We start from the raw sequence: 12,926 nt of genomic DNA on the forward strand, positions 1-12,926 counted from the left end.
CTCGCCGCGATTGGCTACCAATATCTTCTTTATCATTGTTTTTTGTTAATTATGTTTATGTCTGAGTAAGGATTAAAACCTACGTTTTTTTTATTGACCGGAATTTCTAATTTCCCTGTTATATAGTATTGTAGTGTAATTCAACCTTAACTCAGGCTTTTTAATAATTGGGATAATTATTAAATTAATTAGTTATATCGATAAATCTTTAAAATTTTAAGAAGAAGTCGTTTTAAATCAATTCATTTCTTCTTTCCGAAACACTTTCTGTATCCGTTTATCCCTCCGGAAGAGTCATATTTCGGGGACAAATATAGATAATAAATATGTTTTATAGCATATTTTCTGATAAAATTAGTTTTCCTGGTTATAAAAATACAGAGGAGTATTATTCGTTAATACTCCTCTGATAGAATGTTACGTGGTAAAAAGCTTTATCCAAAACTAAAGAATCCTAAAGGTTGTTTATTACTGATGTACCACTCACCGTTGTCTTCACTACAATAAATCTTTTTTTCCCGTGCCAGCCATCCGATTGCCGCAAAAAAAGCAGCATCATCAAGCCCCAATGTCCGTTTCATACGATCGACCGTAATGGTGTAAGTACCTTCGAGCAAGCACCATATCCGTCCGGCATTCTGTGCAATAATGAGCGCTTTCATAACATGTTGGGTTTTAGTGAAAACTGTATTTAAAGATATGTAAAATCTAAACCAATAACAAGTATCGGTTCGGAAATGTTTTAAATTTTCACTTTTTTTTGCTTTAAAACCTCGTTTTATTACGCAGTGTGAGTATGGTATTTAAGGCACAGCTTGTTCTATTGCTTCCGGCGTGTATATCCCGTCACTCTCTTCTTCTATTTTTGTGCCGGCAAACAGCCAGTAAAGCATAAGAATGATAGCGATAAACACACCGATAATTTTCCATACGTTTTTTTTATTCATAATATAATTGTTATTTAACGGGTAAAAATATATTTATCAAGAGTTGATAGTTGTTTATTGAATTTATAACCATCTTGATTGAATTGTTGTATGTCTTCGGGACGGTTAATCCGACTTTTTACTATATACCGGGCAATGTTTCCCCGGTATTGTTTTGAATATATTTGTATGCTTTTATAAGAGTCGTTTCTGTGTTCCTTGAATTTGATATGAATGATTTTCAAGTGATTTGGAACTTTTGAAATATCTATCGATTTAAATATTTCTTCTGATGCCAGATTTATCAGAATACCGTCATCTGCTACTATATCGTCGATTAATGCCTTTGTTATTATAGGTTGCCAAAATTGGTATAGATCCTTTGTCCCTAAATCGGGAACTTTTAATGAGAACATTAATCTGTATGCTTTGATTGCGTCGAGAGGGCGGAGGATTCCGTATAAAGTCGATATAATGCGTAGATGTTGTTGTGCATATAAAAAATCTTTTTCTTTAAATGTCGATGCGTCGAGTTTTTGATAAATAGTACCGCTATATGCCAATACAGCTTGTTTTTGTATTGTTGTAGGTAAATCGAATTGTTGGAAATAATGAAAATCGTTTTCTGCTATTTTTTGACTTAAGTTCATTTGTCCTTCCAATTCTTTTGCAGAAAGTTTTTTTACACCGGATATGATACGTTCGGCCTCTGACAAGAATTGTGGAGTTGTTGCTGGAGGATATGTTCCGGAAACCGGAGACATATTCATCGTTCGTGTAGGAGATAATAACGTTATCATTCGTTCGGTCGATTCTTAATAGGTTTTGTTGATATAACAATCGACCGGACGAATAGTTGCAGAATATTTAATTTTTGTTTATCGATGCCAAATGTCCCATGATGCAAAAGCTTGCAGCAGTAACATTTCGAGTCCATTTTTAGTAACAGCACCTTGTTTAGATGCTTTTTCCATAAACAAAGTTTGATCGGGATTGTAAATCAAATCATAGACAAGATGCTTATTTGTTAATTGTTCATAAGGAATAGGAGGACAGGTCGCTGTATGTGGATACATTCCCAGAGGGGTAGTATTGATGATGACCGTATATTCAGACATAATTTCGGGAGTGAGATCTTCGTATGTAAGAACATCTTTTTTTGCTGTACGGGAAACTAACTGGGGGGTAATCCCTAAAGATAATAATCCGTACCATACTGCTTTAGAAGCTCCTCCAGTCCCTAATATCAAACCTTTTTTATGTTCAGAGTTTAATAAAGGCCGTATAGAATCGGTAAAACCTATAATATCTGAGTTGAACCCTTTGAGTTTAAGTTTTCCTTTTTCACGTATAAATTTGATGACATTTACAGCTCCGATCATACGGGCGGTTTCATCCATTTCGTTCATATATGGAATAACGGCTTCTTTATAGGGAAGAGTTACGTTCAGTCCCATTAATTCCGGATTTTCGACAATTACTTTTTTGATAAGTTCTATTTTGTCTATTTCAAAATTAATGTATTCGGCAGGTATGTTTTCTGCAATGAATTTTTCATTGAAAAATGTTTTTGAGAAAGAGTGTATTAACGGATATCCTAATAATCCGTAGAGCTGTTTTTGAGAGTTGGTTGTATTCATATTGTTTTTATTATCCTTTTCCTTTATATTTCGATACCTTTAGTATTTGTTCCCCGTCGATCGGATATTCCAATAATTCGTGAAGAGAGCAGTTGCATCTTTCCATATATTCAGATACTATGCGCCAACCTATCCAACGACCTATTCTGCCCGGAGAATTGGGTGAAATCGGTGATGTAAATGGAGCAGGTCCGAGATATTTATTCTTTAATAATAAGTCTGTCGAGAAAAGATGCCTTTGACGTATTATTTTATCCCATATTGCATGTTCGTTTTTTTTGCACCACGAAATATTGTTGTCTGAATAACCAAGTATTTCTCCTATATCTTTTTGTGGAAATAGTTGTTGTAGCGTATATAATATGAAACCTTCATAGACCATCTCGTCAAGAAGAGTTTTATTTTCATTTTCTTGCGGGTACTGAGTATATAATAGCACTTGCATGACCTCGACGGGAATGCGGCTTCGTTCTTTTGTCGGAAGTTGATAAGGATTATATATGTTTTGGTAACCCGGATATGATGCTCCAAGATAATGATCTAAAGAGATGGATATTATAGAATCGGTAGTAATAATCGATTGATTCAATCCGGACACGTGTGTTAACACTCTGGGAAGATAGGCCTGGGGAAATAGGAGGGAATATCGGGAAAAAGCATCCGATAATCCGGATTCTATATCATCGGTCGTTTTGAATTCAGACTCGGTATCTTTATACAACTTTTTTATTGCAGAGTTAGAAAAGAATTTGTTTAGACCGGTTTTGCTATATAAGGAATCTTGTGGATTGTTCTGTATCAAATTCAATATTTCATAACAATAAATGGAAAGAAAATCAGAATATTCTTTTATAAAACGGGCAGTGTCGCTCATGTTTCCCGATATGAATTTTTGCAGGTCTTGGTCGAATCGTTCCAGTGTGATGGATTTTGTTTCTGAAACAGAATCGTTTTCCCTGTTTTTACATCCCCATATACATCCGATAATACAAATAATAAGAAATTCTGATACTCTTTTTTTTATCATTTTGTTTCTCTCTTTTTCGAAAAGCAAAAATAGAATTTTTATTCAGATATAGAGGTCTTTTATATTGTAAATTGATACTTGAGATAAAAAATCATAAACCTTTAACCTCTTTTATATCCTTTTATTTTTATCTTTGTAACTGCAAGTTAAGTGATATATACAGATAGCTCAAATTTTTTTGACGGTTGTCTGTTTTATTCAGCAGATTACGATGATGAAATCTATATGTCGGTTTTGTTTATATATTTTTATTGTTCTTTTTCTATTCCCTTTTTCTGCATATACTCAGGCTTCGGGAAAGAAATTCGTTGTTGTGATTGATGCCGGACACGGAGGGAAAGATCCGGGAGCAATAGGACGAATAATCCGGGAAAAAAATATAAATTTGGGTATTGCTTTGAAATTAGGTGCACTTATTCGGGAAAATCATCCAGATGTAAAGGTTGTATATACTCGTGATCGTGATATTTTCGTAGAATTACAGCAACGAGCGAATATTGCAAATCGTGTTAAGGCCGATCTTTTTATTTCTATACACACCAATTCTGCCACAAATCGTTCCGCTTACGGGACAGAAACCTATACTTTAGGTTTGGCGAGAACAGAAGAAAACTTGAGGGTAGCTAAACGGGAAAATTCGGTAATTCTTCTGGAAGATGATTTTTCTAAACGTTATGAAGGCTTTGATCCGAACTCTACCGAATCTTATATTATGTTTGAGTTTTTGCAGGATAAACATCTTGAACAAAGCATTAATCTTGCTTCTTCTATACAAAGGCAGTTTAAGAATTCAGCGAAAAGAGTTGATCGGGGGGTGCGTCAAGCAGGATTTCTTGTATTGCGTAATACGGGTATGCCGAGTGTCCTTATAGAGGTAGGGTATATATCCAATAGAAATGAAGAGGCTTATCTTGCGTCGGAAAAGGGACAGTTGCAGATGGCAAAATCTATTTATAATGCCTTTTGTGACTATAAATCGGATTGTGACCGAAAACAAGGTGCTGTCGTAAGCAGAAATGGTGCAAAAGAAAAGACGGATTCGTCGCTTCAGAGTGAGAATAGAACAATTGTCGTGACAAAAACAAATTCGGAAAAGAGTTCGGCATCTTCCGGTAGCGAAATTGTATATAAAATACAGATCATGGTTTCACCTAAAAAGTACGGAGAAAAGAATTCCTGTTTTAAAGGTCTTTCTCCTGTGTCATATTATCGGGAAAACGGATTATATAAATATACTTATGGGGAAACAACCGATCGAAAAAAATTGTTACAAGAATTACCGAGAGTTCGGAAATTATTTAAAGACGCTTTTATTATTTCTTTTAAGGATGGTGTAAAAGTGAAATGAAAGACGAACGGAGATATTAAAATAAACTGCAGATCGAGGAGCAGAAACAATGAACTTGTTTGATGGATTATGTCGGGATGCAGTGTTTAGAGATTAAAATATGAAAAAGCTTTTTACAAAAGAGGTCAAAATTGCACTTGCCGTGTTGATAAGTGCTGCTATTTTGGTGGTAGGTATAGAGTATTTGAAGGGCATTAATTTGATGAAGCCTACCAATTATTATTACATAGAGTATAAAAATGTAACAGGATTAACCGTTTCCACCCCTGTTGTGATCGATGGTTTTAAAGTCGGTTTGGTGCGGGAGATTAATTATAATTATGATAAGCCGGGAACTGTAACCGTTGAAGTGAGTTTGGATAATCAATTGAAAGTTCCTTCGGGAAGCAAAGCTGTGTTAATGGTTGATTTCTTGGGTACGGCAACAATCGATTTGCGGTTGAATAAATACGTAAGTACTTATCATTCGGCAGGTGATGTGTTGATAGGAGAGAATGCTCCCGATATGTTGGGCAGTATTCAAAATAATGTACTCCCGCAATTAACAGCCATGCTCCCTAAAATAGATACTATTCTTACAGGAATACAGGCAATTGTGACCAATCCGGCTTTATCCGAATCAATAGATCATTTGAATCGTATTACTGCCGATTTAGAGGTTTCTTCTAAAAAACTTTCTCATATTATGGATAAGGATATGCCTCCTATTTTAGCGAATGTTACCGGTATAACAGAAAATGTAAATGAGTTTTCATCCCGGTTGAATGAATTGGATTTGAAAAAAACAGTAGTTTCGGTCGATTCTACATTATTGGGGTTGCAAAGTATTACGAATAAGTTGAATAATAACGATAATACATTAGGGTTGCTTCTCAATGACAAACAGTTATATGACGGTTTGTTGAACACGGTAGGAAGTGCAGATTCTTTATTGATAGACTTAAGATTGAATCCTAAAAGGTATGTTCACTTTTCATTATTCGGAAGGAAAAAATAAATTTTGTTATTTAGAATTGATATAAATAATCGGTTTTTGTAATAATTTTGAAATAAGAACTTGAAAGTATTTAGCAGCAAAGGAATTCTATTGGAATATTATTTTTCTTTGTCGTTTGTTTTGAGTTTGTATTTCTTCTTAATATGTTGATTTACAGTTTGATAATATGTTGAAATTGCAGTCTTTAATAGGGGAGAAATAAGGTGTCGATAACTAGCTGCAAGACAGGATATTATATTCTTTTCAAAAAAAACAAAGAAAAAGTCATTTGTTTTTCTCGAAAAGAATTTCAAATTTTGTAATCCTGTTTTTGATTTTGATAGAAAAATTTGATTGATAAAAATGAGTTCAAATCATGTCACTTTGTGGGACCGCTGTTTGGACATTATTAAGGACAATCTTTCGGAGAGCGCTTATGTTATGTGGTTTACTCCGGTCAGGGCTTTAAGCTTTGACAATAATGTCTTGACACTTGGTGTTCCTTCTTATTTCTTTTACGAATATCTGGAAGAGCATTATATAGATCTTCTGCAACGAGTGTTGTATCGCGTTTTTGGAAACGGGGTGCAATTGAAGTATCAGGTTGGTGTCGTAGAGAATCCCAAAACGGATGTCGTTGTTGCCGGAGCTAATAAATCTGTTAATGCAGTGCCGCAGGTAAGCGCTCCTGCAACTCATGTTCCTGATCCGTTTAAACAGCAGGTGTATGAAGAATTGGACTCGCAATTGAATCCGGTTTATAATTTTGAAAATTATTATTCAGGAGTAAGTAATAAACTTGCTCGTACAGCAGGTGAGTCTATTGCTGAAAAACCCGGTAAGACAGCCTTTAACCCTTTGTTTTTGTACGGAGAATCGGGCGTTGGAAAAACACATTTGGTGCAGGCTATCGGTATACGTATAAAGGAAAAAGATCCTTCGGCACGTGTTTTGTATTTGTCATCTCATCTTTTTCAGGTACAATATACAAATGCTGTCAGAAGCAATACAGTCAATGATTTTATCAATTTCTATCAAAGTATAGATGTCTTGTTGATTGATGATATTCAGGATTTGGCGGGAAAAACCGGAACACAGAATACCTTTTTCCATATTTTCAATCATTTACATCAGAATAATAAGCAGCTGGTACTTACTTCAGATCGTCCTCCCGTTTCTTTGGAGGGCATGGTTCCCCGTTTGTTGACTCGTTTTAAGTGGGGGCTTACAGCAGAAGTAGAAAGGCCTGATTATGAGTTGCGTAGAAATATTCTTTTAAATAAAATACATCAAGACGGTCTACCTATTTCGGAAGAAGTAGTTGATTATATTGCTCGTAATGTTGCCGATAATGTTCGCGATCTGGAAGGGATTATTGTTTCGTTGATGGCTCGTTCTACGATATTTAATCGTGAAATAACGATCGATTTGGCAGAACGTGTCCTTTCGACCAGCGTTCATGTAGAGAAGAAACAGGTTACAATAGAACTCATTCAAGAAAAAGTTTGCGGATTTTATGATATGGATCCTAAACTTCTTCAGGCAAAGACTCGTAAAAGAGAAATTGTTCAGGCACGTCAAATATCTATGTATCTGTCAAAAAAATATACCGATTACTCGTTGTCCCGTATCGGAGATATATTGGGGAGAAAGGATCATGCCACTGTTTTGCACGCATGTAAAACGATCAGTGAACAATTAGAAATTGATAAAGCTTTAAGAGCTAATGTTCTTGAAATAGAAGAATCTTTAAAAAAATAGACTTCGGTTACTCCTGTTCCGGAACAATGTTAAAACTGTCCGGTTTTAGTTCATGTTGTAATGAAATATACGGTTGATGATATAGATATTTATATAATGACTCATAATAGAGCGGATTATCTGATGCTCTCTATAGAGAGTCTGTTAAATCAATCGGCAGGAGTTAGCAAAATTACTGTGCTTGATAATGAAAGTACAGATAATACGTTATCGGCAGTAGAACGCTTTTCTTCTCGTGGAGTAAGATACATCAGGACAAAAGGATTTCTCGGAAATTTCAAAAAGGCACAAGAAATTGCATCCGGAAAATATGTGATGTTATTTCATGATGACGATATTTTGCATCCTTTATATTTAGAACTGGCTTTGCAAGTCTTGAATGAAAAAGATGATATATCTCTTATTACAACACGTTATACAGAATTTTTTGATGATGATTTTCCCGGAATGCCGGAATCGATAGTTCCTGATTATTATTATTTTGAAAAACAAAAAGACTTTGCTTCGCATATGTATTTTTTAGAACGTATTGCGTATGCGACAGCATTATATCGGACTGTCGATTTTAAGAAAACTGCTATTGAGTATGAGAAGTTCAACAAATTCAATGATTGGCCTTTCTTGGTAAAAATGTCCGGTTACGGGAATACGGTACTTTTTGATGACCCTTCATTATTTTATATTCGCAGACATAAAGGACAAGACACTTGGACTTCTACTAACACGCCATCAGTGCAACAGATTATAAATTGGGATAAATTCTTTTATAATAAAGTTGGGGCATGGAATGTATTCTCTAAAGTCCATTATATATTTGTATGTTGGTTCACCCATTTCCTATTTGGAAAGTATGATTCTTTTTTATCTCCCCAAGACCGGGAGCGATACAGTAAAGAAGAGCTTTTGAAATTGGCAAGGAAAAGAGGAATAAATACATGGGGTTCTTGTATATATTGCAAATATCGTTGTAAGAATAAGACGCAGTGTAAGCGACAAGATTTTATTCATCAGTTAATTTTAAAAGGAAAGACGAAATTAGGAGCTTGATTAGGTTCTTTATCTATCTTTTGATTTGTTTTTATAAAGAAAAAAGTTTAGTTTTTTCTTTTAATAATGCAGATTCTTCATAGAGATAGCGAGTTATACTTTCGTTACTCCAATGATTTTTATCAGACATAATGTACATGTATGTTGAAGTAACATTTGGGGGGTGCTCTAAAAGCTTATCTAAATTTTATTCGGGTAGAATTTGAGAGACACAAAAAAAAAATCAGTTCCCCTTTTTAGAGAGGAACTGTATCGGTACCGCCAACAACGTTATAGTACGGAAAAAAGTAAAAAATAACCTGGTAATATTTTTTATTGGAAAATCCGAACAGGCTTTTTATACTTGCAAATATATATTTAAAATCTGAAACCTTGTTCCTTGATTATCTTCAAGAACACCTCTGAAAAATATTCATTATCTTCCTTTTTATAACGTACGTCAGTAAATACCTGAGCTAAAGTTTTTTTGTTATTTTCTTTGATGAATTTCAAGTTTGCGGCAAGACTTTCTTTATCTCGGTATAAACGATCTATATCTTCACGAGTATAATCTTTATATTTTTCTTGATGTATAATTGCTTCTAAAGGAAGGCGTTCTACCTGTTCTGGGATTTCGGATGGATAACCGACAGTAATTGTTGTTACCGGAATTACATACTTGGGCAACTGTAACGTTTCTATAATTTGCGGTGCATTGTATGTTGTCGTTCCGAGATAACATATTCCTAATCCGGCGAGTTCTGCGACTGTGCAAAATTGTTGGGCAAAGATGAGGGCATCGATTGCCGCTGTAAAAAATGATTGGAAGTTGTCGTAACCTTGTTGAGCATCTCGCCAATCACACCATTTGATGAAACGGTTAAAATCAGCACAAAACGTAAGAACTACGGGGGCAGATGTGACAGTCGGCTGATTGAAGTGAGCCGGGGCTAATTTTTCTTTCATTTCTTTGTCTCGAGTAATAATTACGCTATATAATTGCATATTACCTGTGGTTGAGACCCGACATGCTGTCTCTATAAGCTCGTTCAATAACTTTTCGGGAATATCTTCTCCGGTATATTTACGGATAGTACGTCTTTGTTTTAATTCTTCAAATAACATAGGCAGTCTTTTTTTACAAAAATACAAAATAAAATCAGGAGAATATTCTTTTCTTGTTAGTAGCTTGACATTTTGCACAAATATTTTTATTACTTATTCCTTTTTTTGTAAGAATTTGTCTGGAGTTGGTAGAAATACTCGTATTAATAAAATAAAAATAGGATAATTTGTCGGATAAGCCTGTATTTGTATCGTGTTTTTTATCTTTTTGAGATTCAATTTCTATTTTGGAAAACTTTTGTTGATTCTTGAATTTTTAATAACCTGATTATTAGTTTATTATTTTATTAAAATGGAAAACTTTGATATTGTTGATAAATAATTAGTTTTTTATTTGTGTAAACAAAATGTTTTCTATAAACTTGTAATCTCAAATTTTTCTACAAAAATCAATACTGGAAATTTATTCTAAAAACACAAAACCTACTTAAACTAAAGAAACAGTGGAACCTAAAAACTACACTTATGATGAAGCATTCGAAGCTTCATTAAAGTATTTTAAGGGTGATGAGCTTGCAGCCCGAGTATGGGTGAACAAATATGCCCTTAAAGATTCTTATGGAAATATTTATGAGAAGAATCCGGATGAAATGCATTTTCGTTTGGCAAGTGAAATTGCGAGAATCGAAAAAAAATATCCTAATCCTCTTACAGAAGAGCAGTTGATGGGCCTTTTTAGAGATTTTCGTTATATTGTTCCTCAAGGAAGTCCGATGAGTGGTATCGGAAATAACTTTCAAATAGGATCTTTGTCTAATTGTTTTGTTATCGGTATGGACGGTTCGGCCGATTCATACGGCGGTATTATAAAAATAGATGAGGAGCAAGTACAGTTGATGAAGAGGCGGGGTGGAGTAGGACACGATCTGTCTCATATTCGCCCTAAAGGTTCGCCTGTAAAAAATTCAGCTTTGACCTCTACCGGTTTAGTTCCGTTTATGGAACGTTATTCCAACTCTACCCGTGAAGTCGCTCAAGACGGACGTCGTGGAGCTTTAATGTTGAGTGTTTCTATTAAACACCCTGATTCGGAGGCTTTTATCGATGCAAAGATGACAGAAGGTAAGGTAACAGGGGCAAATGTCTCTGTAAAAATCAGCGATGATTTTATGAAAGCTGCTATTGCCGGAGAGCCTTTTGTTCAGCAATATCCGATTGAAGGAGAAAATCCCAAAGTTACAAAAGAAGTCGATGCTCAGGCTATTTGGAAAAAGATAGTACATAATGCGTGGAAGTCGGCAGAACCGGGAGTCCTCTTTTGGGATACTATTACTCGGGAATCTGTACCCGATTGCTATGCTGATCTGGGATTCAAAACAGTTTCTACCAATCCTTGCGGAGAGATACCTTTGTGCCCTTATGACAGTTGTCGTTTATTAGCCGTCAATCTATATTCATACGTTGTAAATCCGTTTACAGATAAAGCATATTTCGATTTTGACCTGTTCAAACAACATATTATGCTGGCTCAGCGTATTATGGATGATATTATCGATCTTGAAATGGAAAAAATCGATAAAATATTGGATAAGGTTAAGTCTGATCCCGAGTCGGATGAAGTGAAGCAGACAGAATTACATCTTTGGGAAAAGATACGGTCAAAGACTTTGAAAGGACGTCGTACCGGAGTCGGAACGACAGCCGAAGGAGATATGCTGGCTGCTCTCGGATTGCAGTATGGGACAGAAAAAGCGACGGAATTTTCGGAACAAGTCCATAAGACATTGGCTTTGGCGGCATATCGCTCTTCTGTGCAGATGGCGAAAGAAAGAGGAGCTTTTGAAATATTCGATGCGAAGAGAGAAGAGAAGAACCCGTTTATTCTGCGTTTAAAGGATGCCGATCCTGAGCTTTACTCTGATATGGTGAAGTACGGACGTAGAAATATTGCTTGTTTGACGATTGCTCCGACAGGTACGACGAGCCTTATGACGCAGACTACCTCCGGTATTGAGCCGGTGTTTATGCCTGTGTATCGTCGCCGTCGGAAAGTAAATCCGAATGACCCTGAAGTTCGTATCGATTTTGTCGATGAATCAGGAGATGCGTATGAAGAGTATGTCGTATTCCATCATAAGTTTATAACATGGATGCAGACCAATGGTTATGAAGTGCGATCGAATTATACACAGGAAGAAATAGACGAATTAGTATCCAAATCACCTTATTATAAGGCTACATCGAATGATGTCGATTGGTTGCAGAAAGTGAGAATGCAAGGTCGTGTTCAAAAATGGGTAGATCATTCGATCAGTGTAACGATCAATCTACCGTCAGATGTAACAGAGGAATTGGTGGGACAGTTGTATGTTGAAGCTTGGAAGAGCGGCTGTAAAGGTTGTACCGTTTATAGAGATGGTTCTCGGGCAGGAGTGCTTCTCGCAACCAAAAAGGAGGAGAAAAAAGCACCGGTACACCTTGATCCTAAACGTCCTATAGAGTTGGATGCCGATGTAGTCCGTTTTCAGAATAATAAAGATAAATGGATTGCTTTTATTGGTTTGAAAGACGGGAATCCTTATGAAATTTTTACAGGTTTGGCGGATGATGAAGAGGGAATCTTGCTTCCGAAAAATATTACGAAAGGAAAGATAATTAAAGCTATCGATGAAGAAGGCAATAAACGTTATGATTTCCAATATCGAAATAAGAGAGGATATAAAACGACCATTGAAGGTTTATCCGATAAGTTTAATCCTGAATATTGGAATTATGCCAAATTGATTTCGGGAGTCTTGCGTTACGGTATGCCTATAGATCAGGTTTTGAAGCTCGTTTCTACTCTTGAATTGGACAGTCAGTCTATCAATACGTGGAAAAACGGGGTAGAAAGAGCTTTGAAAAAATATCTGCCGAACGGAACAAAAGCCAGCGGACAAACGTGTCCGAATTGTGGTCAGGAAACTCTCATTTATCAGGAGGGCTGTTTAATTTGTACTTCGTGCGGTACATCTAAATGCGGATAAATAGGTCGATTATTGTATAAAAAGATATTCTATAGATAAAAAAGACGAACACATGTTCGTCTTTTTTTGTTTGAACTTATAAGCCTGTTTTTAAATCTTTTGAAAATTGTACTATTTCATTTCGGATAAAA

The 12,926-nt window shown here is 35.6% G+C and carries 11 protein-coding genes; 5 read left to right on the plus strand and 6 right to left on the minus strand.

Annotation, left to right across the window (positions count from 1 at the left end; translation table 11 throughout):
- Window positions 1-434 precede the first annotated feature (434 nt).
- From AC0UMU_RS02650 to gldB, 5 genes are all read right to left on the minus strand, one after another.
- On the minus strand, window positions 435-662 hold the full coding sequence (locus AC0UMU_RS02650) for a winged helix-turn-helix domain-containing protein (protein WP_009317296.1): 228 nt from the start codon (window positions 660-662) through the stop codon (window positions 435-437).
- Between the two features lie 141 nt (window positions 663-803).
- Complete coding sequence (locus AC0UMU_RS02655; RefSeq protein ID WP_009317295.1) at window positions 804-947, minus strand: hypothetical protein; 144 nt, start codon at window positions 945-947, stop codon at window positions 804-806.
- Window positions 948-961: 14 nt separating this feature from the next.
- The gene (locus AC0UMU_RS02660) at window positions 962-1,726 is read right to left on the minus strand and encodes a YaaA family protein (RefSeq protein ID WP_009317294.1); all 765 of its coding nucleotides are present in this window, start codon (window positions 1,724-1,726) and stop codon (window positions 962-964) included.
- A gap of 78 nt (window positions 1,727-1,804) precedes the next feature.
- The gene (locus AC0UMU_RS02665) at window positions 1,805-2,566 is read right to left on the minus strand and encodes a shikimate dehydrogenase family protein (protein WP_009317293.1); all 762 of its coding nucleotides are present in this window, start codon (window positions 2,564-2,566) and stop codon (window positions 1,805-1,807) included.
- Between the two features lie 10 nt (window positions 2,567-2,576).
- On the minus strand, window positions 2,577-3,593 hold the full coding sequence (gene gldB, locus AC0UMU_RS02670) for a gliding motility lipoprotein GldB (RefSeq protein ID WP_022389956.1): 1,017 nt from the start codon (window positions 3,591-3,593) through the stop codon (window positions 2,577-2,579).
- Between the two features lie 214 nt (window positions 3,594-3,807).
- On the opposite strand from gldB, the gene AC0UMU_RS02675 reads away from it, so the two are divergent.
- The 4 genes from AC0UMU_RS02675 (at window position 3,808) to AC0UMU_RS02690 (ending at window position 8,725) form a co-directional block, all read left to right on the plus strand.
- Complete coding sequence (locus AC0UMU_RS02675) at window positions 3,808-4,941, plus strand: N-acetylmuramoyl-L-alanine amidase family protein (RefSeq protein ID WP_416241640.1); 1,134 nt, start codon at window positions 3,808-3,810, stop codon at window positions 4,939-4,941.
- Window positions 4,942-5,041: 100 nt separating this feature from the next.
- Window positions 5,042-5,938 (plus strand): MlaD family protein, encoded by an 897-nt coding sequence (locus tag AC0UMU_RS02680; protein WP_022389958.1) that lies wholly within the window; start codon window positions 5,042-5,044, stop codon window positions 5,936-5,938.
- A gap of 342 nt (window positions 5,939-6,280) precedes the next feature.
- Window positions 6,281-7,678, plus strand: a complete 1,398-nt coding sequence (gene dnaA / locus AC0UMU_RS02685; protein WP_022389959.1) for a chromosomal replication initiator protein DnaA — start codon at window positions 6,281-6,283, stop codon at window positions 7,676-7,678.
- Window positions 7,679-7,738: 60 nt separating this feature from the next.
- Complete coding sequence (locus AC0UMU_RS02690; protein ID WP_270214787.1) at window positions 7,739-8,725, plus strand: glycosyltransferase family 2 protein; 987 nt, start codon at window positions 7,739-7,741, stop codon at window positions 8,723-8,725.
- A gap of 357 nt (window positions 8,726-9,082) precedes the next feature.
- Here AC0UMU_RS02690 and AC0UMU_RS02695 read toward each other — a convergent pair whose 3' ends face one another.
- The gene (locus AC0UMU_RS02695; RefSeq protein ID WP_278716645.1) at window positions 9,083-9,829 is read right to left on the minus strand and encodes a nitroreductase family protein; all 747 of its coding nucleotides are present in this window, start codon (window positions 9,827-9,829) and stop codon (window positions 9,083-9,085) included.
- 443 nt (window positions 9,830-10,272) lie between these two features.
- On the opposite strand from AC0UMU_RS02695, the gene AC0UMU_RS02700 reads away from it, so the two are divergent.
- On the plus strand, window positions 10,273-12,795 hold the full coding sequence (locus tag AC0UMU_RS02700; RefSeq protein WP_009317286.1) for an adenosylcobalamin-dependent ribonucleoside-diphosphate reductase: 2,523 nt from the start codon (window positions 10,273-10,275) through the stop codon (window positions 12,793-12,795).
- The last annotated feature ends 131 nt before the right edge of the window (window positions 12,796-12,926 follow it).

The organism is Coprobacter fastidiosus, from assembly GCF_982245605.1.

Coding starts and splice junctions, on each gene's coding strand:
- AC0UMU_RS02695 (WP_278716645.1), bottom strand. CDS start 9,829: ATGTTATTTGAAGAATTAAAACAAAGACGTACTATCCGTAAATATACC.
- dnaA (WP_022389959.1), top strand. CDS start 6,281: ATGAGTTCAAATCATGTCACTTTGTGGGACCGCTGTTTGGACATTATT.
- AC0UMU_RS02650 (WP_009317296.1), bottom strand. CDS start 662: ATGAAAGCGCTCATTATTGCACAGAATGCCGGACGGATATGGTGCTTG.
- AC0UMU_RS02660 (WP_009317294.1), bottom strand. CDS start 1,726: ATGATAACGTTATTATCTCCTACACGAACGATGAATATGTCTCCGGTT.
- AC0UMU_RS02680 (WP_022389958.1), top strand. CDS start 5,042: ATGAAAAAGCTTTTTACAAAAGAGGTCAAAATTGCACTTGCCGTGTTG.
- AC0UMU_RS02665 (WP_009317293.1), bottom strand. CDS start 2,566: ATGAATACAACCAACTCTCAAAAACAGCTCTACGGATTATTAGGATAT.
- AC0UMU_RS02690 (WP_270214787.1), top strand. CDS start 7,739: ATGAAATATACGGTTGATGATATAGATATTTATATAATGACTCATAAT.
- AC0UMU_RS02655 (WP_009317295.1), bottom strand. CDS start 947: ATGAATAAAAAAAACGTATGGAAAATTATCGGTGTGTTTATCGCTATC.
- AC0UMU_RS02675 (WP_416241640.1), top strand. CDS start 3,808: ATGAAATCTATATGTCGGTTTTGTTTATATATTTTTATTGTTCTTTTT.
- gldB (WP_022389956.1), bottom strand. CDS start 3,593: ATGATAAAAAAAAGAGTATCAGAATTTCTTATTATTTGTATTATCGGA.